We start from the raw sequence: 20,922 nt of genomic DNA, 5'->3' as shown, positions 1-20,922 counted from the left end.
CAAAGGAGATTAAAATGGCTACCAAGGCGATTACCGACGCGAGCTTCGACACCGACGTGCTCAAGGCCGACGGACCGGTGCTGGTCGACTTCTGGGCGGAATGGTGCGGGCCGTGCAAGATGATCGGGCCGAGCCTCGAGGAACTGTCGGAAGAGCTCGGTGAGCAGGTGACGATCGCCAAGCTCAACATCGACGAGAATCCGGATGCGCCGGGCAAATATGGCGTGCGCGGCATCCCGACGATGATCCTGTTCAAGGGCGGCGCCCCGGCGGCGACCAAGGTCGGTGCCGAGCCCAAGGGCCGGCTGAAGGCCTGGCTGGAAGGCGCGCTGGCGTAAGCGATGCAAGTCCCTCCCCTTTGGGGGAGGGGTAGGGTTTGTATCACGGAGGCCTGTTCTTAGTGTCCTCCACCCCAACCCCTCCTCTGAAGAGGAGGGGCTTTTGCTATCCGAACAGCAGCTTCGCCGCTTGGTCCCACAAGGCGGGCGATGCGGCGGCGAGCATGCCGCGGCGCTGATCGCCGACGTGATAGTCTTCGCCGTCCGGCCAGCGCACCACGCCGCCCGCCTCGCGCAGGAACAGCGAGCCGGGCGCATGATCCCAGGGCAGCGTCTTCTGGAACAAGGCGACGTCGTTCGTCCCCAGCACCAGCCGCGGATATTGCTCCGCCGCGCAGCGCGGCATCGGTGCGACGGTGAACGCGCGCTCGGCCCGGGCGTAGAGTGCCGCTATCTCCACCTCGCTCATATAATAGGTCGCGAGCACCGCCGACGGGCGCTCGCCGCCGCTTGGCCGCGCCTGCACGCGTACGCCATCGATATAGGCGCCGCCGCCGCGCACGGCGTGGCAGAGCCGGTCGGCGACCGGATCGAGGATCCACCCCGCCTGCGTCTCGCCATCCTCGACCAGCGCGATCATGATCCCGAAGGTGGCGATGCCGCTCGCGTAATTATTGGTGCCGTCGATCGGGTCGATGATCCACACCCGGCCGTGCTCGATGCCGTCGACCAGCGACGCATCCGCAGCCACCGCCTCCTCGCCGACGACGCGGATGCCGGGATCGAGCGCCGCCAGCCCCGCGGTCAGCGCCGCCTCGCTCTCGCGATCGGCGACGGTCACCATATCGTCGGCGGCCTTCTCCTCGATCTCGTCGGCAGCGAGGTTGCGGAAGCGCGGCAGGACGATCTCCGCCGCCACCCGGCGCATCAGCGTGACGACCGCGTCGTGGTGCGGATGGTGCATGTCAGCTCCGATAGTCGGCGTTGATCGAGATATAGCCGTGGGTGAGGTCGCAGGTCCAAACCGTCGCCACGCCGTCGCCGAGACCGAGGTCGACGCCGACCTCGATCTCCTGCCCCTTGAGATGCGCGGCGACCGGCGCCTCGTCATACCCCTCGACCGCGAGGCCTTCGCGCGCGACCTGCGTCTCGCCGAAGCGGATCGACAATTTGTCGCGCTCGGCGGGCTCGCCGGCCTTGCCGACCGCCATGACGACGCGACCCCAATTGGCATCCTCGCCCGCGATCGCGGTTTTCACCAGCGGCGAATTGGCGATCGACATGGCGATGCGATGCGCAGAGGCGTCGCTTTCCGCGCCGGTGACCGCGATCTCGATCAGCTTGGTGGCGCCCTCGCCGTCGCGCACGACGAGCAACGCGAGCTGCGCGCAGAGGTCGGCGAGCGCCGCGGCGAAGGCGTCCGCCCCATCGCTGTGGGCGTCGCCGAGCGGCGCATTGCCCGCCGCGCCGGTGGCGAAGGCGAGCACCGTGTCGCTGGTCGAGGTGTCGCCGTCGACGGTGATGCACGAGAAGGTGTTGCGGTTGGCGGCGTTGAGCGCGGCCTGCAGGAAGCCCGGCGTCACCGCCGCATCGGTGAAGACGAAGCCGAGCATCGTCGCCATGTCCGGCGCGATCATCCCCGAACCCTTGATGATGCCGACCAAAGTCACCGTGCGACCATCGACGATGGCGGTCGTCGTCGCGCCCTTGGGGTAGGTGTCGGTAGTGCCGATCGTCTCCGCCGCGGCGCGCCAGTCGCACGGCGTCGCGGCGAAGGCGGCGTCGAGCCCGGCCTCCGCCTTGTCGATCGGCAGCGGCACGCCGATCACCCCGGTCGAGGCGACGAACACGTCCGACGGCTGGCAACCGAGATGCTGCGCGGTGCGCGCGGCGATCGCCTCGACCGCGGCGCGGCCGCGATGCCCGGTGAAGGCATTGGAATTGCCCGCGTTGACCACCAGCGCGCGCGCCGTGCCGAGGGTCAGCGCCTTGCGGCACCATTCGACCTCGGGCGAGGGGCATTTGCTCTGCGTGACGACGCCGGCGACGCTGGTCCCCTCGGCGAGCGTGACGAAGGTGAGATCGCAGCGGTCCCACGTCTTGTACTGCGCGCGAGCGACGTGCGGCACCACGCCGGCGATCACGGGCAGGGCGGGGAAGGGGGTGGCGAGCGGGGAGATGGACGAAGACATGGCGCTGCCATAGGCTGCTTCCAAGACAGGGCAAAGACGGATGATCGACGAACCCTCGCATGCTTGACCACCGGCACGTGCCGCGCCACCTATAGGTCATGGCGATGCACGTCCCTATCGGTGAGGCGAAGGCGCGGCTTTCGGAGTTGGTCGCGGCGGCCATGCGTGGTGAGGATGTCGTGCTCGATAGTGTCGACGCACCCCAGGTTCGCCTTGTGATGGTCCCGCCTTCCGATGTGGAGCAACGTGCCGCAAAGCGGCGGTCCGCGATCGGGATGTTTGCTGATCTCGTCGGGGACCGTGACATCGACATCCGCGCTCTAAAGGCGGACGATCGTTGGGATGAACATTACGGGCGCAAATTTGGCGATCCTGATTGATACGCAGGCGCTCGTCTGGATCGCTACCCGTAGTCCGCGGCTCAGTGTGGCGGCGACGACTGCGATCACCGATGGTGCGACGCCGCTGTGGATCAGTGCGGTAACCGCATATGAGTTTGTCGATCTGAACCGCCGCGGCAGGTTCGGCGCTGATCTTCCGTTGGATTTGCTCGTCGCCCGGCTCGATGCCGAGATACTCGAATATCCGGCATCCGCGTGGCGGATCGTCGATACGCTGCCTGACCTCCATCGCGATCCGGTGGATCGCATGCTGATCGCCCATGCGCTGCATCTCGATGCGACGTTGGTCACCGCGGACGTCACGATGCGTCGCTATCCGGTACGTTGCTTGTGGTAATACAGCCGCTTCGCATGTGGACGCCCGCGGACCTTGTCCTTATGGCGAGGCTGCGATGAATTTGCTGCTGCTCCTGTCCGCGCTGCTGTCCGCCCTTACCGGCGGTGGATCGGCGATGCGTACGCCGGCGGCAGCGCATGCGGTCGCGAGTGCGGCGGCCGTGGTCGAAGCGCAGGTGCGCCCCGCGGCCGTCGCCAGCCGGCCGCAGCAGGCGCTGCCGACGCTGGTCGCGTCCGCGGCCTGGGGCCTCGCCGCCACCGCTCCGGCCGTAGCGCCGGGCGAACCGCTCTACGCCCGCCGCCGGCGCGAATAGCGCCCGTCGCAGTCCGGCTGCGACCCACATCTTCGTGACCAACGACGCTGCGCGCCCCCGCATCCCTGGGGCCGCGCGCGCTTATCCAGGAACCATCTCTATGTTCGGCGGCTTCGCTAAATCGCTCTTCGGCTCGTCCAACGACCGCTACGTCAAATCGCTCAACCCGATCGTCCAGAAGATCGCCGCGTTCGAGCCGACGCTCCAGGCGCTCTCCGACGAGCAACTCGCCGCGCAGACCGCCAAGTTCCGCGAGCAGCTCGCCAATGGCGCCAAGCTCGACGACCTGCTGCCCGAGGCGTTCGCGACGGTGCGCGAATCGGCGATACGCGTGCTCGGCATGCGCCATTTCGACGTGCAGATGATCGGCGGCATCGTCCTCCACCGCGGCGAGATCGCCGAGATGCGCACCGGCGAGGGCAAGACGCTCGTCGCGACGCTGGCGACCTATCTCAACGCGCTGCCCGGCGATGGCGTCCACGTCATCACCGTCAACGACTATCTCGCCGCGCGCGACGCCGAATGGATGGGCCAGGTCTATCGCTTCCTCGGCCTCACCGTCGGGACGATCATCCCCAACCTTACCGACGAACAGCGCCGCGCCGCCTACAACAGCGACATCACCTACGGCACGAATAACGAATTCGGCTTCGACTATCTGCGCGACAACATGAAGTATGAGCGCAGCTCGATGGTGCAGCGCGCCTTCAGCATGGCGATCGTCGACGAGGTCGATTCGGTGCTGATCGACGAGGCGCGCACGCCGCTCATCATCTCCGGCCCGACCGACGACAAGTCGGAGCTGTACATGAGCGTCGACGCGATCGTGAAGCAGCTCGAGGCGGACGATTACGAGAAGGACGAGAAGCAGAAGTCGATCATCCTGACCGAGAGCGGCACCGAGCGGATCGAGCGGATGCTCGAGGCGGCGGGCCTGCTGGAGGGCGCCAATCTCTACGATTTCGAGAACACGCAGGTCGTCCACCACGTCAACCAGTCGCTGCGCGCGAACATGATGTTCAAGGCGGACACCGATTACATCGTCAAGGATGGCAAGGTCATCATCATCGACGAATTCACCGGCCGCATGATGGACGGGCGCCGCTGGTCCGACGGCCTGCACCAGGCAGTCGAGGCGAAGGAGGGCGTGACGATCGAGCCCGAGAACCAGACGATGGCGTCGATCACCTTCCAGAATTATTTCCGCATGTACCCGAAGCTGTCGGGCATGACCGGCACCGCGGCGACCGAGGCGGCGGAATTCTACGACATCTACAAGATGAACGTCGTCACCATCCCGACCAACGTCGGCGTCCGCCGCGTCGACGAGGAGGACGAATTCTACAAGGACACCACCGACAAGTTCCGTGCGATCGCCAAGAAGATCCGCGAACATGCCGCGCTCGGCCAGCCGGTGCTGGTCGGCACCGTGTCGATCGAGAAGTCCGAGCTGCTCAGCGAATTCCTCACGCAGGAGGGCGTCGATCACAAGGTGCTCAACGCGCGCTACCACGAGATGGAGGCGCATATCGTCGCGCAGGCCGGGCGCAAGGCGGCGGTGACGATCGCCACCAACATGGCGGGCCGCGGCACCGACATCAAACTCGGCGGCAACCTCGAATTCCGCATGCTCGACGAGCATCCCGATCTCGTCGAGGGCACGCCCGAATATGAGACGGAGGCGGCACGGATCCGTGCCGAGATTGAGGTGGAGAAGCAGGAGGTGCTCGCCGCCGGCGGTCTGTTCGTGCTCGGCACCGAGCGGCACGAGAGCCGCCGCATCGACAACCAGCTCCGCGGCCGTTCGGGCCGTCAGGGCGATCCCGGCCTGTCGCGCTTCTACCTCAGCCTCGACGACGATCTGCTCCGCATCTTCGGCCCGGACACGCTCTTCGCCAAGATGATGCGCAACAATATCGAGGACGGCGAGGCGATCGGCAGCAAGTGGCTGTCGAAGGCGATCGAGACCGCGCAGAAGAAGGTCGAGGCGCGCAACTACGACATCCGCAAGCAGGTCGTCGAATATGACGACGTGATGAACGACCAGCGCAAGGTCATCTACGAGCAGCGCGCCGACATCATGGATGCCGATGCGGTCGGCGACGTGGTCAGCGACATGCGTACCGAGACGGTCAACGTCATCGTCGGCGGTGCCTGCCCGCCCAACTCCTATCCCGAGCAATGGGATATCGCGGGGATGAAGGCGGGGCTGACCGAGATCCTCAATCTCGACCTGCCGGTCGACGACTGGCTGACCGAAGAGGCGATCGATCCCGAGATCGTCGAGGAGCGCGTCCGCGAGGCCGCCGATGCGGCGATCGCCACCAAGGCCGCCGAGCTCGAGCCGGAGACCTGGACACAGGTCGAGAAGTCGATCCTGCTCCAGAACCTCGACCATCACTGGAAGGAGCATCTCGCGACGCTCGACGCGCTGCGTCAGGTCGTCCACCTGCGCGCCTATGCGCAGAAGACGCCGATCAACGAGTATAAGCAGGAGGCGTTCTCGCTGTTCCAGCGCATGCTCGACTCGATCCGCGAGGACGTCACCAAGACGATCGCGCACGCACAATTCCAGATGCAGGAAGCACCCGACCTGCCCGAGCTGCCCGATTTCATTACGACGCACTTCGACCCGTTCACCGGCGAGGACAATTCGAACGATATCGATGCCGGGACGCTGGGCCGGATCACGACGCAGATCCCGCCGCTGCAGATGATGCAGCCGGATGCGGAGGCGATCCTCGGCGACAATCCGGAACATTGGGAAGGCCGCGTCAACCGCAACGCGCCATGCCCGTGCGGCTCGGGCCGAAAATATAAGCATTGCCACGGTGCCGTCACCGCCTGACGCTCCGGCGGCATTCCCACCCCCCGTCACCCCGGCCTTGCGCCGGGGTCCCGCTTCGTCTCCGCGACGGCTGACGAAGCCGGATGCCGGAGCGCACGGCAGCCGTCGCTGTCACCATCTCACGAAAAAGGCCGGATCACCGCAAGGTGACCCGGCCTTTTGTCGTTACGCGAACGGCACGTTACTTCGGCAGAACCACCGTCGGGCCGATGCTGTCGACCACCGCGCGGGCGTTGAACGCGCGCAGATTGTCGCGCGGGATCGGTCCCTTGCGCATCACGATCTCCGCGGTTGCCTCGTAGCGGTCGATCGTGCGGATGTCGAAATCGTTGCCCCACGGGCCGCCGCCGAAGCCGCCGCCGAACCACGGGTCCCAGCTGCGCCAGCCGAAACCGCGGCCGTAATAGCGCCACGACGGACCCCAATAGCCGCCGAAGCCGCCATAGCCCCAGCCGCCGCCGACTCCGGGCGTGCTGTACGTGCGCGACTGCAAATCGGTGTCGCGATTGGCCATGACGAAATAATCATAGCCGTTCTGCAGCGTCAGTTCGGCGGCGCGGAACAGCAGATAGCGTTCCACCGTATCGCGCGAGGTGACGCTGTTGCCGGCGAAGCTGACGAGATAGCGGTCGGGTTCGATCCGGCGATCGCTGTAGCCGGTGCGGTTGAAGCCCTGCCCGGTGGCGGGGCGATAGGTGGTCTCGGTCGCGCAGCCGGCGACCATCAGCGTGGAGGCGGCGAGTGCCGCGACCACGGCCTTGCGGCCCAGATGACTCATGACTCCAATACTCCATTCGCTCGCGGATGCGGCGAACCGTGCCGCCTATACATCGTCCGAGTGGAACGAGCGATGAACGACTTGGCTCCCGTCTGCAACGCTTCGCCGCGGTTCACGCGCCGATCAGGTGCAGCGCCAGGCTGCGCCGATGCGGACTGGTGCGATGTTCGAACAGATAGATGCCCTGCCACGTCCCCAGCGCAGGCGCGCCCTCGATGACCGGGATCGACAGCTGCACGCCGGTCAGTGCGGTGCGGAGATGCGCGGGCATGTCGTCCGGCCCCTCGTCGTCATGTTCATAATCGCGGCTTTCCGGCGCGAGGCGGGCGAAATAGGCCTCCATGTCGCGGCGCACCGCCGGCGCGGCATTTTCCTGGATCACGAGCGACGCCGACGTATGCCGGCAGAAAACCGTGAGCAGCCCGGTATCGATGTCCTGCGCCGCCACCCAGCGGATGACCTCGCCGGTCACCTCCAGCAGGCCCTGCCGCCGCGTCTCGACGCTCAAGGTAGTCGTGGCTTGCCGCATGTCAGCTCCCGTTCCGGTTCGGGCCACGCGGCCCGGCCGCCGCCCGCTCAGGCAAGCTTGGCGATCTCGGCGGCGTTGAGCGTGCGGCGGAGGTTGGGCTCGGGCCCCTCGAGCACGAGATAGGCCGACTCGCGTGCCGTCGAGTCGAGGCGCAGCCAGCGGTCGAGGCATTCGCGCACCGATGCGCGCCAGGGCTGGTGAATCGAGGCGACGAGCTGGGCGGTAACGGGGCAGGGCGAATCCACGATGAGGTCCTGTGCCAGGGTGGTGCGGTAGCGACCATCCTAGACCCAATTCGCGACGCATGCATTAACGCTGGTGACCCCGCCGCCGCGGGGCGGCGTTTATTCCGGTCTGGTCATCTTACGCTTGTCGGCCAGCGCGATGAAGACAGGCGTGGTCAGCAGCGCGAGACCGAGGGCGCCGATCGCGACTTCCAGGAAGATCATCATGCATCTCTCTCCGGCGGGAACGTGTCGTTCCTTGTTGAGCTGGATGATGTCGCCTTCGTAATGGAGGTGCAAGCGCTATTATTGCTGTCACGCGTGTTGCACTGCAATATAGTTGCTTGTGTCGAAAGATCAGGCCATCGCTCTGAGCGACAGGTCCTGCGCCGCCTGTTCCTTGACGTGGACGATCTTCATCCACTCGGCGCCCGATGCTGACGTCGATGTCGACCTGTCCGGTCGTTCGCACATCGCCGGAGGGGGAGAGATCATGCCGCGTCAGCCGACCTCTCCATACCCGAGACCCGGTCGGTCTCCCGCGTCAGTAGCTGTTGGCGCCGCTGCTGCGGATGGTGCCGTTGACGCTGGCCGGGAAGAAGGCCCCCGACGCAACCGAGGTTTGTGACGCATACAGGACGTTCAACGCCTGTTCGGGCGTGCGGCGGATCATGATCCAGTTGCTATCCTTGAACATGATGTTCGACGCGATCCCATCCTTGTTGACGAAGCGGCCGAGATACTGGTCGAGGCTGCGCGGCCCGTCGAAATAGTTGCGCGTGTCGCTCATCTGCGCGGCGCGGGCGAACAGCGTCGGGCTGTTGTCCGGCAATTTGGTCGGTTGCAGATTGGCCCGTGCGAACAGCGCATTGCGCAGGATCGAGTCGCCCGCCACGACACCGGCGACGAAGGCCCCCATCCCAGCCCGCAGCGTCGCGCCGACCGCCCATGTCAGGTCGGTGGTGGCGGTCGAAGCCACCGCAAACAATGCCGTCGCACCGAGCAGGAAATCCTCTTCCGACGCATAGGGATCGAAATAGGTGGTGGGCGGCTGGTCCTGCGGCCCCGTGACCAGCGTGATTGCCTGGAACGGGCTGCCTTGGCCACCCGCGATGTTGATCGCCGGCTGCGCGGTGGCGGCGCTGCCCAGCGTCCGCCGCAGGAAGCCGATCCGCGCCACCGTGGCGGTGGTCACCTCGCGCACGGATGCCTTCAACGTCGCATCCGAGAAGGAGACGGCCCGCCCGCCGGACACCGTCCCCCGCGTGCCGGTGCCGGCGGTCAGCGCCGTCCCGTCGAGCGTCGTCCCGTCCAGCGATCGCTGCAGATAGGCGGCGAGCAGATACTGGAGTTGCAGGCCGAAGTTGAGCCGGTCGGCGTCGGACGCGGAATAGGCCGCGGGCGTCGTTGCCGGTGCCGTTGCCGACGCCTGCGGCGCGGGCACGTGCTCGGCTCCGACGACATCGTCGTTGCACGCCGCCAGCAAGGTCAGGCCGCCGGCGGTGGCCGACGCCTGGCCGCATAGCCGCAGAAATCCCCGGCGGGTCGCGTCGCGCGGGCCGGCAGTCGGTTCGATTGTCATGCTATCATCCCCCCTAAAGTGATCGCGCCGGTCAGTTGGCGGCGCTGCGCGTGATCGCGCCGTTGATCCCGGTCGGAAAGAAACCGCCGGTGGTGACCGCGCCCGACGTCATGAACAGCACGTTCAACGCCCGGGCCGGCGTGCGGCCGATCAGCAATCCATCGGCATCGGTGAACGCGATCCGCGTCATCGCATTGCCGTTCGTCGTCGTCGCCGACAGGCCGCGATCGGTCACCGCGGTGCCATCCACGCGATCGCGCCACGCCGCGAGCTTGTCGATCGCCGCGGCCTGTCCCTGCGCGTAGAGCATCGACCGGATCGTCGCTGCGTCGCCGCCGACGCTGGCGGCGAAGGAGGCCATGGTGGCGCGGAGGATGTCGTTGTCGAAGCTCGGCAGCATCGCGCTGATCACGCTGGCCTGCACCGAGATCAGCGTCTCGGTGGCGAGCAGCAGGTTGAGCGGCGAGCTATATGGATCGAACGTCGCACCGGCATCGATCACGCCGGCGAGCCGGAACATGGCGGTGAAGGTGGCCGGCGACAGGTCGATCGTTTTCTGCGCGACGACGTCCGCGCGCAGCAGCGCGCGCAGCAGCAGGTTGCGATACCAATGCTCGTCGCCGATTTCCTGCACCCGCGCCTGGATGTCACGAGTCGCCGCCGGAAAACGGACCTGTTTTGCGGTAGTTACCACTACGCCCGGCTCGCCGCTCAACTCTCCGCCGCGAATGTTGTCGGCCTGCAACTGGCGTCCGTCGCCATAGATCGCCGCCTGCAGAAAGTTCGTCGTAAGATACTGTAGGTTAAGTGCAAACTGCAATGCGGCGATTTCGCCGGCAACCAGCCCCTCTGCCTGTGCGGTGCCGATGAAGCCGGCCAGTGCCACACCGCCGAACAATGTCGCCAATGCCGTTCTGCGCAGCATAAGTGATTGTCCGGTATCGGAATCACTGATCAATAATATACCGTTCATTATACCCTGTCCCCCTCCTTGTCTGCTCACGATCAAAGTGCGCCGCATCATCCCAAGTGCGGCGGCATCGTAGCCGTGGTCGGCGTCTAGCTGACGCAACATTTATTGCCTGAAACTAAATGTTGGACAAGATGAAAAACGTATACCATATTTTGTCCGTGAGGAGGCGTGGAGGGGCCACGTACTCCCAACAACAGGGGGAGGGTCGACGTATGACGTCGAAATGGAAATTGGTGGCGGGCGTCGCCTATGTCGCGATGGGGGCAGGGTTGGGTGCGTCGGGCGCGGTCGCTCAGTCGCTGCCGGCAGCAAATGGCAAGACCGCCGTACAGGGGGAAGGCAAGGCGAAGTCGGGCAAATCTGCGAAGAAGGCTGCAAAGGCCGTCGCAACTGCCAAGAAGACGGCCGAGCCGGAAGAATATCAGCCGCAGCTCAGGGATGAATCGGGGCGGCTGGAGGGCGACATCATCGTCACCGGTCTGCGCGAGAACGTGAAATCCGCGCGCAACGCCAAGCGCCACGCGCAACAGATCGTCGACGTCGTCGTCGCCCAGGATATTGGCAAGCTGCCCGACAAGAACGTGCCGGAGGCGCTCGCGCGCGTCCCCGGCGTCCAGATTGATCGTGACCGGGGCGAGGGCGGGTCGTTCGCCGAGGGTGGCGGCATCCGAATCCGTGGCCTGAACAACGTCATGACGACGATCAACGGCTCACCCAGCTTCTCGGCAGACAAGCGAACCACCTTCGTCCAGGATATCTCCTCCGATCTCGTATCGAGCATCGAGGTCTACAAGACGCGCACGCCCGATCAGGTCGAGGGAAGCCAGTCCGGCGTCATCAACATCTCGCTACGCCGACCGACCGACTTCAAGGCCGGCGCGACCTATGCGCTGAGCGCGCGCGCCGACTATGCCGACCAGGTCAAGAAGGTGAATCCCTACTACAGCGCGCTGATCGCCTACAATGCGGAGACGCCGATCGGGCGGCTCGGTTTCTCGGTCAACGGCAACTACAACCACCTGACTTATAACGAAGGCGTTCGCTTCAACGCGCTGCCCGACTGGTCATGGGACCAGCGCCAGATCGTGGCGCCGAGCACGACGCTCGGCAACATGTACCTGCCGCGCACCGTCGGCTTTGCCGGCACCACCGGCTGGTCCGAGCGCGCCGCGTTCCAGGTCTCGACACAGTGGAAACCCGACGATCATTGGAGCGTCACGCTGGAAGGCGGCTATGCCAATCAGAAGATGCTGTGGTCGGATAATTATTTCGTCGTTCCGATCACCGCCTCGCAATCCGACGCGCCGCCGCCGCGCTTGTCCAACATCGTGATGTCCGACGATGGGCGCCTCGTGAAATCGCTGACGGTCGATTCGATCGATCCGTTCGGGCCCGGACGCCATTCCTATCTGCATGAAACCAGCGACTATAACGGCCGGCTGCAACTTGATTACACCAATGAACGCATCGAATTCACCTCGTGGATCAATTATCGCCGGTCAGATAATGATTCGAATGACATTTTTCATTACCTTCGCTTCAGCCAGCAACCGCAGTTCGACGTCGTCTTCAATACGCCGAACAATCCGAAGGGAGGGTCCGAAATCACGTTCAAGAACCTCGATCTGATGGACAGAAAAAACTATCTGTACATCGACGGGTTCGATCAGGTGCGTCAGCATACCCACAGCCCGGAGTTGGAAATCAAGGCGGATCTTAAATTCAATACGTTCTTCAAAGCGGTTGATTGGTTCAAGATCGGGTTCCGTCGTCAGCGACGGGCTTATGAGCGTGGATATGGCCGGCGCAGCATCAGCAATCTGCGCCTGCCGATGAGCGAGCTGCCCGATTACACCTTGACGAGCAACGGCCAGACGTTTCCGGGCTCGAAGGCCGAATGGCTGATTGGCGATACCGGTTCGATCCGGAAGAGCTGGCCGGCGATCGTCAACCGCGTCAATCAGGTTCTGCCTGATTTCAAGGGCTATTACCCGACATATGATCCACTTGCCCGGTTTGACGGCTCGGAAGGGACCTATGCCTTCTATGCAATGGCTCATTATAATGTGAAGTTGTTGTTTCCCATCGAAGGAATATTTGGTACTCGCATCGTCAATTCGCTGGTCAATCTGATCTCGACCCAGCAAACTACCAAGTTTGAGATGATCGATGAGCTGAAGACCAAAGTTACCACCGACAGCGTGGCGGTGGCGAAGGGCAATGGCCTCGATCTGCTGCCGAGCTTCAGCGCGATCGTGCATTTCACGCCAAAGCTGCAGTTGCGTGGGTCATGGACGCGGGAGGTCGGGCGGCCCAATGCGGGACAATTGAACCCGCAATTGACGCTCAACCTAGAGAACGATGCACGGCCCGTCGCGGCTGGCGGCAATCCCAAGCTCGGCCCGGTCACGACCTATAAATACGATGCCTCGCTCGAATGGTATTTCGGCAATACCGGATCGATGTCTCTCGCGGTCTGGCAATGGAATCAGGATGGCTTCGTCGGTAACAAGCAGGGTATCGAATATCTGCCCGAGACGCCCGACGTACCGACGCTGGTGACCCGGCCCCAGAATCTCGGCAAAGGCCGCTTCCGTGGCATCGAAGGGCAGGCGACTACCTTCTTCACCTTCTTGCCTGGGATACTCAAGTCGTTCGGCGCGTCGGTTAACGGGACGATGAACATCACCCGTCAGGCGTTTCCGTCTATCGACAAGTCGGGTGACACCGTCTTTGTTTACGGGCCGTATCTGTATGTCTCGAAATACGTCTACAACCTCGTCGGGTTTTTCGAGCGCGACGGGTTGAACCTGCGCGTCGCCTACAATTGGCGCTCGCGTCAGCAGCTCTGGGTCGATGCCAAGAACCCGTACAACAATCTGTTCCTCGATCCCGTCGAGCGACTGGACGCCTCGATCAACTATGACGTGAACAAGCATCTGACGCTGGCGCTCGAGGCGGCCAATCTGACGCGGGCGGGCAATCAGGACTATTGGGGATCCTACGCCATGCCACGCGACGTACATTATTACTCCCGCAACTTCAGCTTCTCGGTCCGCTCGCGGTTTTGAGATGCGGCCCGGCAGACGATGGCAGGCGTCTTTTACCGGGCCTACCGCCGCGGTGATATCGGCAGGTCACCGGTATGGGCGCCACGTAACGCTCACCGGTCATGACGAACGAGCCAGTCTCGCACCCCTTGCAGGGTTCGGAACTGATCGACGGCGCGGACGCGCGCGTCGGGCATCGCGGCGGATGCCATCTCCGCGAGGGCGGAGCCCGGGCCGAGGTCGAGGACCTGATCGACGCCGCGCTCGGCCAAAGCGTCGAGCAGCGCGGCCCAGTCGATCGTCGTCATGACCTGTCTGGCGAGGCCCGCAGCGGCGTGGGCGGGCAGGCTGACGAGGCTTTGGTCCGTCGCGGTCATCAGGCGGAGCGTCGGCCGGGCCATCGCGATGGAACCCAGCTTTTGCGCGAGCGGCGCGACGGCGGCGGCGAGACGCGGCGTGTGCGAGGCGACGTGAACCGCCAGCGGGGCGGCGTTCACCGCACCATCGGCCAGTGCCGCCGTGCATAACGCGGCGATAGCGTCGCGCGTGCCGCCGCAGACGAACAGGCGGCCGGGGTTGACGATCGCGACGGCGCAGCCGAACCGGTCGGCCAGTGCGGCGACATCGTCATGCGGCAGGCCGCGGATATAGCCGAGCCCGTCATCCGGCCCGCTCGCGGCGTCCATCGCGACGGCGCGCGCATCGACGACGGCGAAGGTATCGGCCGGCGACCAAACGCGCGCGATGCCCCATGCCGCGATCTCCCCGACGCTATACCCCACGACGATCGTAGCCGGCGGTGCGCCATCCGGAAACAGCGCCTCCGCCACCGCCATCGCGCCGGCGACGCAGACGATCTGGCCGGCGCGATTGGCGTGCAGATCTGCATCCGACGCGGTCCGCACGAAATCGCGAACGTCGCTCCCCAGCGTCGCCGATGCGGCGGCCAGAACCGGGGTCGCATGATCGGCGACGCGGTCGAACATCGCGCGATGCTGCCGTCCCTGACCCGAACAGAGCAAGGCGAGGCTCATCGCTCGACCGCCGCGACGAACAGCGCCATCGCGAGCAGATCGGCGCAGCCGCCGGGGCTCAGCCGGCGCGCGACGAACGCCGCATGGATCGCCGCGGCGCGAGGGCGCCAGCCGGCGGCGCCGACTCCGCCATCGGCGAGAAAGGCTTTTGCCTGCCGCTGTGCGAAGGCGAGGCCGGCGGGGCCGCCGCGATAGAGGAGGTTGCTGTCCGCGACCCCGGCGATCAGCGCCATACACGCCTGCACGCGTTCGGCTTCGTCTCCGTCGGCGATCCGGCGCGCGTCGGCGAGCGCGGGCAGTGCGACGTCATAGACGGCGGGGAAGCCGGCCGCCGCTTCGGCGCGCGCGCCGCCCGCGCGATAGCGGCGCGCGACGACGCTGCCATGGCTGTGCAGATCGACGGGGCCGTCGAGGATGCCCGTAGCCCAGCGCGCTGCGACGATCCGTCCGAGCGGCGCCGCGACGCCGTACCGGGTGCGGAATCCTGCCGCTGCCGCGAGCAGGCCGAGCCCGAAGATCGCGCCGCGATGCGTGTTCACCCCGGCGGTCGCGGCCAGCATCGCCGCCTCCGCCGCCATGCCGATCGCGCGCAGCCGGTCCATATCGGCCCCGGCCGCCCCGGCGGCGGCGAGATCGGTGAAATAGGGCGCGAGCATGCGGGCGCTGCGGCGGAGCAGGTCGGCGTCCATGTCGTCGTGCGCGCCCTGGTCGACGTGGCTGACCAGTCCGGGCTTGGGCCAGGTCTCGACCTCGCGAATCAGGCAGTCTGCGGCGGTGTCGCCGATCGCCGTGGCGCTGCGCTCCTCGCCGTGGCGGGCGAGGGCAATCACGGGAAGACCGCCGCACGATCGACGAGGCGCGCCGCGTCGGGCGATTTCGCGAGCACGTCGGGCGCGCCGGACCGCCATTCGCGCCATTGCACGGCGGCGCCGTCGGCCGCGACCAGTTCGGCGTCGACGCGCATCGGTGCGTCGGCGGCGATCACCGCGAGTTGCGCCGCGCGGGCGTCCGCCTCCGCAGCGCCGGCGCAGGCGAGGATGAGGTCGATGTCCGAGCTTTCGCTGAGATAGGCTAGCCCGGTCAGATGCTGCCACGCGAGGCTGCCGAAACAGCGCATTGCCGGATCGCACAGCAGCAGCGCGGCGATCGTCACCTGCCATTCGCGCGGAGCGGCGGCGGCCGCGTCGCGGAGCAGCGGCGGCGGCGCGGTGCGCAGGATCGCGTGCGGCGGGCAGCGCAGCGCCACGCGCCGCTTGCCGAGCGCGGGGGGCAGCGGCACGCCGAGCGGCACCGCGTCGCCATCGTCGCACAGCGTGCGCCGGACGATCGCCGGCCGACCCGCCGCGGCCCAGTCGCGCAGTGCCGCCGGCTCGTCGGCGCCGATCATCGTCGCCCAGGCGTCGGGCGCGACATAAGCGAGCATATGGCGCGCCAGCTCAGCCATGCGCCAGCGCCAGCCGCTCCACCTCCGCCGCGATCGCTGCGGCCTTGGGCCGACCGCCACGCGCGGCGCCGAGCCTGGCGCGCGCGTCGCCGGCCGGCGGTTCGGCGAGCAAGGCGGCGAGCTGCTCCGACAGCGGCCGGTTCGGGTCCCAGACCGCGGCGATGCCGCCGGTCGCGACGATATTGTCGAGCCCCGGCGCGAAGACCGGGGTCGCCGCCGCCTTCTCCTCCAGCACCGCGAGCGGCAGCTTGGTGACGCGCGCCATCGACGGCAGGTCCATCACCGCCGGATGCGCGCCGGGCAGCGCGACCAGCGTGTCGCAGGCGAGCGCGGTGGCGATGAACGCGCCCGCCGCGGTGCCGCCATAGAGCAGCCCGATCGTGCGATGGCCGCGCGCCGCCGCCAGCCGCAGCGCCTTGGCGAGATGTGCCAGCGTCTCGCTGAGCCCGAGCAGCTCGTCGCGGCGGCTCATCCGCTGGCTGCCCGAATCGAGCAGGAACAGGATCGGCGCGCCGTCGTCGTGCGCGGCGATCGCGAGGACGTCACCGGCGAGCGCGACCGCCTCGTCGACGCCGGGAAAGGCGCCGTCGACGATGCCGAGGACGTGGATGCCATCACCCGTGCCGCGCAGCAGCGCGCCGGTCGCCGTGACGTCATGGCCGGCGGGGAAGAGCGAGGCGAGGATATCAGCGGGCGTCATCGGCACTCTCCCGGTGGCCGGCGGCAGCGGCGAGGAAATCGGTGGTCGCCAGATCGGGGACGGTCGCCGCATCGGCAACGCCGAGCGCTGCCCACAGGTCACGGCCGTCGGGCGCGTCGCCGAAGCGCGCCAGCCGGCGTTCGAGCCGCGCCTGTTCGGCCGCGAGTACGGCGGCGTCCAGCGTCGCGGGGCGATGCAGCGCGTCGAGCGTCGCGGTGCGAAAGGCGGCGGCATCGTCGTCGACGTAGAGGTCGACCCCACCGATCAGATAGCGATGCTTGCCGCCCATCGTCCGCCACACCAGCGCGCGGTCGCGCGAGTCGAATTCCTCGACGCCGCGATTGGTCTCGATCACCTCGGGTCCCGACACGCTGAGCCGCCCCTGTTCGGAGATCACCAGTGCCGAACAGCAGCCGGCGATCAGGCTGCCGCCGCCATAGCAACCGGCGCGACCGCCGATCAGCCCGACGACGCGCACGCCCGCCAGCCGTGCGTCGAGCACCGCGCGCATGATCTCGGCGATCGCAAGTTCGCCGGCATTGGCCTCCTGCAACCGCACGCCGCCGGTGTCGAAGGCGATCACCACGTCGCGGCGCAGCGTCGCGGCGGCGCGGAGCAGGCCGGTGAGCTTGGCGCCGTGCACCTCGCCGAACGCGCCACCCATGAAGCGGCCCTCCTGCGCGGCGACCAGCACCGGCGTGCGGTCGATCGTCGCCGCGCCGACCGCGATGCCGTCGTCGAACTGGCGCGGCAGATCGAAGATCGGCAGATGCGGGCTCGTCTCGCGCCGCTCGGGACCGACGAACTCGGCGAAACTGCCGGGGTCGACCAGCGCGTCGAGGCGCGCTCGCGCGCTCGCCTCGTACCAGCTTTGCCGGAGATGGCTCATGCGACCGGCTCCTCGATCAGGCGGATGCCCTGTGCCAGCCGCAGCGCGACGGTATCGGGCCGCGCACCGCCGTCGTTGATCGCGATGCGCAGGCCGCCACCGCCGCGTGCCGCGACCACGTCGGCGGTCACCGCCGCCCAGAGCTCGGCAAAGCCGTGCGCCGCGGTCGCGATCTCGATCGTGCAGCGATCGGGGGCGCCACCGCGTTCGAGTAGCACCTCGAGATTGCCCGAGGCGACGACGCCGACCAGCGCGGTCTGCCGGTCGCCGCCGGCGGCGCGCGGCGCGGCGATATCGTAGCGAAGCGTTTCCATGTCCCGCGTCCCCTTACCAGTTCCGGAACCGGCTCGGCGGCCGGTAGAGCCCGCCCGAGGCGAGCATCAGGTCCTTGATCGAATGTGCGGCGAGCAGGCTGCGGTCGGCGTCGAGCGGATCGATGCCGAGATCCTGCGGCCGCTGGATGATCCGCCGTTCGCGCAGCCGCTCGACCATCGCCTTGTCGCGGCCGCGACCGATGTCGGTATAGCCCGCGACGCCGCGGATCGCCTGTTCGCGCTCGTCCTTCGTCCGGCACAGCAGCAGGTTGGCGATGCCCTCCTCGGTGACGATATGCGTGACGTCGTCGGCATAGACCATCACCGGCGCCAGATCGAGATCGAGCTTCTCGGCGAGGTCGAGCGCGGAAAGGCGTTCGACGAACATCGGCGTGTTGCCGTCGCCGAACGTCTCGCCGATCTGGACGACGAGCTTGCGGCCGCGGCGGAGCGGGGCGGGGCCGTCGGGATCGGCCTCGGCGCCGGCGCGCAGCCAGGGTTTGCTCGGATGCCGCCGCCCGCGCGCGTCCGATCCCATGTTGGGCGCGCCACCGAAACCGGCGATGCGGTTGGCGGTGACGGTCGAGCTATGCCCCGACAGGTCGATCTGCAGCGTCGAGCCGATGAACATGTCGCAGGCATAGAGGCCAGCAGTCTGGCAGAAGGCGCGGTTCGAACGCAGCGAGCCGTCCGGGCCGGTGAAGAAGATATCGGGCCGGGCGCGAAGGTAGTCCTCCATCCCGACCTCCGAGCCGAAGCAATGGACCTGCTCGACCCAGCCCGCCTCGATCGCCGGGATCAGCGTGGGATGCGGATTGAGCGCCCAATGGGTGCACACCTTGCCCTTGAGGCCGAGCCGCTCACCATAGGTCGGGAGCAGCAGTTCGATCGCGGCGGTGTTGAAGCCGATGCCGTGGTTGAGCCGGCGGATGCCATAAGGTTCGTACAGCCCCTTGATCGCCAGCATCGCGGTGAGGATCTGCGTCTCGGTGATCGCCGCCGGGTCGCGGGTGAAGAGCGGCTCGACATAGAAGGGCTTGGCGGCGTCGACGATGAAATGGACCTGGTCGCCCGGAATGTCGACACGTGGCACCTTGTCGACGATCTCGCCGACCTGCGCGATCACCAGCCCGTTGCCGAAGGTCGTCGCCTCCACCACGGTCGGCGTGTCCTCGGTATTGGGGCCGGTGTAGAGATTGCCGTCGCGATCGGCGCTGACCGCGGCGATCAGCGCGACCTGCGGCGTCAGGTCGATGAAATAGCGGGCGAACAGCTCGAGATAGGTGTGGACCGCGCCCAGCTCGATCGTGCCGCCGAACAGCATCTTCGCGATCCGTGCCGATTGCGGCCCCGAATAGGAGAAGTCGAGCCGCCGCGCGATGCCGCTGTCGAACAGGTCGAGATGCTCGGGCAGCACCACGCCCGACTGGACCATGTGCAGATCGTGGATCCGCGCCGGATCGACCGCGGCGAGCGCGCGGGCGATGACATCGGCCTGTTTCTGGTTGTCGCCCTCCAGGCAGACGCGGTCGCCGGGACGCAGCACCGTCTCGAGGAACGGCGTCAGGTCGGCGGGGGTGACCAGCTTGCCCGTGGCGAAACGGCTGCCCGCTTCGATCCGCGCCGTACGCGCCGCTTGTTTGCTGTGCCAGTCGCGCATCGCCCGTCCGTATCCAAACATTGCTCCGAATGCCCTCTTTGTATTGCCTATTGCGTCGAATGCAAGAGTTTGCATACAATGCAATGTGCCGACGACAGATCGGCGTACATGGAAGGATGCGAAGCGTGACGATGCATACGCATGGGCCGATCTGCGCGTTCCCGCAGGTGCCGGCATGACGATCTCCGGCGTGGCGCTGCTCGCCATCTGCACACTGATCGGCGTGTTCCTCGGCGACCTGCTCGGGGTCGCACTCGGCGTGAAGGCCAATGTCGGCGGGGTCGGCATCGCGATGATCCTGTTGATCGCGGCGCGGCTGTGGCTCGGCGCGCGCGGGCTGATGAGCCATGGCCTCAAGCTCGGCGTCGAATTCTGGGGTGCGCTCTACATTCCGATCGTCGTCGCCATGGCCGCGCAGCAGAATGTCGTCGCCGCTGCCGAGGGCGGCCCGGTGGTGGTGATCGCCGCGGTCGGCGCGCTGCTGCTCTGCTTCGGCATGGTCGCGATCCTCAGCCGGCTGGGCGGCGCCAACGAGACGATGGACGAGATCGAGGCGAGGAGCGCCGCCGCGCGCGAGGCGGCGCGCGTCGCCGCGGGAGACCCCGCATGACCGCGATGCTCACCCATGTCTTCGCCGCCAATGCGCTGCTCACCGCCTTCGCGGTGGTCGGGCTGGTCATGTGGCTGTCCAATGCACTGTCGAAACATCTGACCCGTGGTCGGGTCCACGGCTCGGCGATCGCGATCATCATCGGGCTGGCCGCCGCCTTCGCCGCCGGACTGTGGACCGGCGGCGAGAAGGGTGTCGCCGACATCCCGATCCTCGCCGGCATCGGCCTGATGGGCGGCGCGATGCTGCGCGACTTCGCGATCGTCGCCACCGCGTTCGAGGTCGATGTCGTGCAGGCGAAGAAGGCCGGGCTGATCGGCGCGGTCGCCCTGGGGCTCGGCACGGTGATCCCCTTCGTGTTCGGCGCGCTGGTCGCCGCGGCGTTCGGCTATACCGATGCGGTGTCGATGACGACGATCGGCGCGGGCGCGGTCACCTATATCGTCGGTCCGGTCACCGGCGCCGCGCTGGGCGCCAGTTCGGCGGTGATCGCGCTGTCGATCGCCACCGGCGTGCTGAAGGCCGTGCTGGTGATGATCGGCACGCCGCTGGTGGCGCGCTTCATTGGTCTAAACAATCCGCGCAGCGCGATGGTGTTCGGCGGGCTGATGGGCACCGTCAGCGGCGTTTCGGGCGGGCTTGCCGCCACCGACCGGCGGCTCGTGCCTTATGGCGCCTTGACCGCGACCTTCCACACCGGTCTTGGCTGTCTGGTCGCGCCGTCGATCCTCTATCTGGCGGTGCGCGGGATCGTGGGGGGCTGACG

The 20,922-nt window shown here is 66.9% G+C and carries 22 protein-coding genes; 8 read left to right on the top strand and 14 right to left on the bottom strand.

What is annotated here, in order from left to right; translation table 11 throughout:
- The first annotated feature begins 14 nt into the window (after window positions 1-14).
- On the top strand, window positions 15-338 hold the full coding sequence (gene trxA, locus MC45_RS04685; protein ID WP_038660146.1) for a thioredoxin TrxA: 324 nt from the start codon (window positions 15-17) through the stop codon (window positions 336-338).
- A gap of 106 nt (window positions 339-444) precedes the next feature.
- On the opposite strand, the gene MC45_RS04680 is transcribed toward trxA, so the two are convergent.
- Both MC45_RS04680 and argJ read right to left on the bottom strand, forming a co-directional pair.
- Window positions 445-1,242, bottom strand: a complete 798-nt coding sequence (locus MC45_RS04680) for an inositol monophosphatase family protein (protein WP_038660143.1) — start codon at window positions 1,240-1,242, stop codon at window positions 445-447.
- A gap of 1 nt (window position 1,243) precedes the next feature.
- Complete coding sequence (argJ, locus tag MC45_RS04675; RefSeq protein WP_038666469.1) at window positions 1,244-2,470, bottom strand: bifunctional glutamate N-acetyltransferase/amino-acid acetyltransferase ArgJ; 1,227 nt, start codon at window positions 2,468-2,470, stop codon at window positions 1,244-1,246.
- A gap of 98 nt (window positions 2,471-2,568) precedes the next feature.
- Here argJ and MC45_RS19220 point away from each other — a divergent pair, with 98 nt between their 5' ends.
- The 4 genes from MC45_RS19220 (at window position 2,569) to secA (ending at window position 6,369) form a co-directional block, all read left to right on the top strand.
- Window positions 2,569-2,850 carry a type II toxin-antitoxin system Phd/YefM family antitoxin gene (locus MC45_RS19220; RefSeq protein ID WP_052075511.1) on the top strand — a complete coding sequence of 94 codons (282 nt, stop codon included), beginning with the start codon at window positions 2,569-2,571 and terminating at the stop codon, window positions 2,848-2,850.
- Window positions 2,834-3,208, top strand: a complete 375-nt coding sequence (locus MC45_RS04670) for a type II toxin-antitoxin system VapC family toxin (RefSeq protein ID WP_169742521.1) — start codon at window positions 2,834-2,836, stop codon at window positions 3,206-3,208. Before MC45_RS19220 ends, MC45_RS04670 begins: the two co-directional genes overlap by 17 nt.
- A gap of 55 nt (window positions 3,209-3,263) precedes the next feature.
- Window positions 3,264-3,521, top strand: coding sequence for a hypothetical protein (locus MC45_RS04665; protein WP_038660138.1), 258 nt, complete (start codon window positions 3,264-3,266; stop codon window positions 3,519-3,521).
- 100 nt (window positions 3,522-3,621) lie between these two features.
- Window positions 3,622-6,369, top strand: coding sequence for a preprotein translocase subunit SecA (gene secA, locus MC45_RS04660; RefSeq protein WP_038660136.1), 2,748 nt, complete (start codon window positions 3,622-3,624; stop codon window positions 6,367-6,369).
- A 181-nt stretch (window positions 6,370-6,550) separates the two neighbouring features.
- On the opposite strand, the gene MC45_RS04655 is transcribed toward secA, so the two are convergent.
- From MC45_RS04655 to MC45_RS04630, 5 genes are all read right to left on the bottom strand, one after another.
- Entirely contained in the window at window positions 6,551-7,147 is a 597-nt protein-coding gene (locus MC45_RS04655; RefSeq protein WP_038660133.1) for a CC0125/CC1285 family lipoprotein, read from the bottom strand.
- A 112-nt stretch (window positions 7,148-7,259) separates the two neighbouring features.
- On the bottom strand, window positions 7,260-7,676 hold the full coding sequence (locus MC45_RS04650) for a secondary thiamine-phosphate synthase enzyme YjbQ (protein WP_038660130.1): 417 nt from the start codon (window positions 7,674-7,676) through the stop codon (window positions 7,260-7,262).
- 47 nt (window positions 7,677-7,723) lie between these two features.
- Entirely contained in the window at window positions 7,724-7,921 is a 198-nt protein-coding gene (locus tag MC45_RS04645; RefSeq protein ID WP_038660127.1) for a hypothetical protein, read from the bottom strand.
- Between the two features lie 523 nt (window positions 7,922-8,444).
- On the bottom strand, window positions 8,445-9,482 hold the full coding sequence (locus MC45_RS04635; protein ID WP_038660121.1) for a ferritin-like domain-containing protein: 1,038 nt from the start codon (window positions 9,480-9,482) through the stop codon (window positions 8,445-8,447).
- 31 nt (window positions 9,483-9,513) lie between these two features.
- Window positions 9,514-10,407, bottom strand: coding sequence for a ferritin-like domain-containing protein (locus tag MC45_RS04630; RefSeq protein ID WP_038660118.1), 894 nt, complete (start codon window positions 10,405-10,407; stop codon window positions 9,514-9,516).
- A gap of 281 nt (window positions 10,408-10,688) precedes the next feature.
- On the opposite strand from MC45_RS04630, the gene MC45_RS04625 reads away from it, so the two are divergent.
- Window positions 10,689-13,526 carry a TonB-dependent receptor gene (locus tag MC45_RS04625; RefSeq protein ID WP_038660116.1) on the top strand — a complete coding sequence of 946 codons (2,838 nt, stop codon included), beginning with the start codon at window positions 10,689-10,691 and terminating at the stop codon, window positions 13,524-13,526.
- A gap of 92 nt (window positions 13,527-13,618) precedes the next feature.
- Here the strand turns inward: MC45_RS04625 and MC45_RS04620 are convergent, their stop codons facing one another.
- Genes MC45_RS04620 through mdcA form a run of 7 tightly spaced genes read right to left on the bottom strand, consistent with a single transcriptional unit; the run spans window position 13,619 to window position 19,546 of the window.
- Window positions 13,619-14,539 (bottom strand): ACP S-malonyltransferase, encoded by a 921-nt coding sequence (locus MC45_RS04620; RefSeq protein WP_038660113.1) that lies wholly within the window; start codon window positions 14,537-14,539, stop codon window positions 13,619-13,621.
- Window positions 14,536-15,369, bottom strand: a complete 834-nt coding sequence (gene mdcB / locus MC45_RS04615) for a triphosphoribosyl-dephospho-CoA synthase MdcB (protein ID WP_038660110.1) — start codon at window positions 15,367-15,369, stop codon at window positions 14,536-14,538. The genes MC45_RS04620 and mdcB overlap by 4 nt, the downstream gene beginning before the upstream one ends.
- The gene (gene mdcG, locus MC45_RS04610; RefSeq protein WP_038660107.1) at window positions 15,366-15,983 is read right to left on the bottom strand and encodes a malonate decarboxylase holo-[acyl-carrier-protein] synthase; all 618 of its coding nucleotides are present in this window, start codon (window positions 15,981-15,983) and stop codon (window positions 15,366-15,368) included. Before mdcG ends, mdcB begins: the two co-directional genes overlap by 4 nt.
- Entirely contained in the window at window positions 15,976-16,683 is a 708-nt protein-coding gene (locus tag MC45_RS04605; RefSeq protein ID WP_038660105.1) for a biotin-independent malonate decarboxylase subunit gamma, read from the bottom strand. Before MC45_RS04605 ends, mdcG begins: the two co-directional genes overlap by 8 nt.
- Window positions 16,670-17,572 carry a biotin-independent malonate decarboxylase subunit beta gene (locus tag MC45_RS04600; protein WP_038660101.1) on the bottom strand — a complete coding sequence of 301 codons (903 nt, stop codon included), beginning with the start codon at window positions 17,570-17,572 and terminating at the stop codon, window positions 16,670-16,672. The genes MC45_RS04605 and MC45_RS04600 overlap by 14 nt, the downstream gene beginning before the upstream one ends.
- Entirely contained in the window at window positions 17,569-17,886 is a 318-nt protein-coding gene (mdcC, locus tag MC45_RS04595) for a malonate decarboxylase acyl carrier protein (protein ID WP_038660098.1), read from the bottom strand. The genes MC45_RS04600 and mdcC overlap by 4 nt, the downstream gene beginning before the upstream one ends.
- A 13-nt stretch (window positions 17,887-17,899) precedes the next feature.
- Window positions 17,900-19,546: a malonate decarboxylase subunit alpha gene (gene mdcA, locus MC45_RS04590; RefSeq protein ID WP_038660095.1), complete on the bottom strand. Its 1,647-nt coding sequence runs from the start codon at window positions 19,544-19,546 to the stop codon at window positions 17,900-17,902.
- A 175-nt stretch (window positions 19,547-19,721) separates the two neighbouring features.
- Here mdcA and madL point away from each other — a divergent pair, with 175 nt between their 5' ends.
- Entirely contained in the window at window positions 19,722-20,156 is a 435-nt protein-coding gene (gene madL / locus MC45_RS04585; protein WP_038660092.1) for a malonate transporter subunit MadL, read from the top strand.
- Window positions 20,153-20,920: a malonate transporter subunit MadM gene (gene madM, locus MC45_RS04580; RefSeq protein WP_038660089.1), complete on the top strand. Its 768-nt coding sequence runs from the start codon at window positions 20,153-20,155 to the stop codon at window positions 20,918-20,920. The genes madL and madM overlap by 4 nt, the downstream gene beginning before the upstream one ends.
- Window positions 20,921-20,922: the final 2 nt, after the last annotated feature.

The organism is Sphingomonas taxi, assembly GCF_000764535.1.
GTDB lineage: Bacteria > Pseudomonadota > Alphaproteobacteria > Sphingomonadales > Sphingomonadaceae > Sphingomonas > Sphingomonas taxi.
Note: the sequence above shows the minus strand (reverse complement) of the source record. Positions and strands in the feature narration are given on the sequence as shown.

Excerpts from the sequence above, each read along its gene's own strand:
- mdcA (WP_038660095.1), bottom strand. The coding sequence starts at position 19,546 with ATGCGCGACTGGCACAGCAAACAAGCGGCGCGTACGGCGCGGATCGAA.
- MC45_RS04655 (WP_038660133.1), bottom strand. The coding sequence starts at position 7,147 with ATGAGTCATCTGGGCCGCAAGGCCGTGGTCGCGGCACTCGCCGCCTCC.
- trxA (WP_038660146.1), top strand. The coding sequence starts at position 15 with ATGGCTACCAAGGCGATTACCGACGCGAGCTTCGACACCGACGTGCTC.
- madM (WP_038660089.1), top strand. The coding sequence starts at position 20,153 with ATGACCGCGATGCTCACCCATGTCTTCGCCGCCAATGCGCTGCTCACC.
- mdcG (WP_038660107.1), bottom strand. The coding sequence starts at position 15,983 with ATGGCTGAGCTGGCGCGCCATATGCTCGCTTATGTCGCGCCCGACGCC.
- MC45_RS04680 (WP_038660143.1), bottom strand. The coding sequence starts at position 1,242 with ATGCACCATCCGCACCACGACGCGGTCGTCACGCTGATGCGCCGGGTG.
- madL (WP_038660092.1), top strand. The coding sequence starts at position 19,722 with ATGACGATCTCCGGCGTGGCGCTGCTCGCCATCTGCACACTGATCGGC.
- MC45_RS04650 (WP_038660130.1), bottom strand. The coding sequence starts at position 7,676 with ATGCGGCAAGCCACGACTACCTTGAGCGTCGAGACGCGGCGGCAGGGC.
- secA (WP_038660136.1), top strand. The coding sequence starts at position 3,622 with ATGTTCGGCGGCTTCGCTAAATCGCTCTTCGGCTCGTCCAACGACCGC.
- MC45_RS04605 (WP_038660105.1), bottom strand. The coding sequence starts at position 16,683 with ATGACGCCCGCTGATATCCTCGCCTCGCTCTTCCCCGCCGGCCATGAC.
- MC45_RS04665 (WP_038660138.1), top strand. The coding sequence starts at position 3,264 with ATGAATTTGCTGCTGCTCCTGTCCGCGCTGCTGTCCGCCCTTACCGGC.
- mdcC (WP_038660098.1), bottom strand. The coding sequence starts at position 17,886 with ATGGAAACGCTTCGCTACGATATCGCCGCGCCGCGCGCCGCCGGCGGC.
- MC45_RS19220 (WP_052075511.1), top strand. The coding sequence starts at position 2,569 with ATGGCGATGCACGTCCCTATCGGTGAGGCGAAGGCGCGGCTTTCGGAG.
- MC45_RS04635 (WP_038660121.1), bottom strand. The coding sequence starts at position 9,482 with ATGACAATCGAACCGACTGCCGGCCCGCGCGACGCGACCCGCCGGGGA.
- argJ (WP_038666469.1), bottom strand. The coding sequence starts at position 2,470 with ATGTCTTCGTCCATCTCCCCGCTCGCCACCCCCTTCCCCGCCCTGCCC.
- MC45_RS04630 (WP_038660118.1), bottom strand. The coding sequence starts at position 10,407 with ATGCTGCGCAGAACGGCATTGGCGACATTGTTCGGCGGTGTGGCACTG.
- MC45_RS04600 (WP_038660101.1), bottom strand. The coding sequence starts at position 17,572 with ATGAGCCATCTCCGGCAAAGCTGGTACGAGGCGAGCGCGCGAGCGCGC.
- MC45_RS04620 (WP_038660113.1), bottom strand. The coding sequence starts at position 14,539 with ATGAGCCTCGCCTTGCTCTGTTCGGGTCAGGGACGGCAGCATCGCGCG.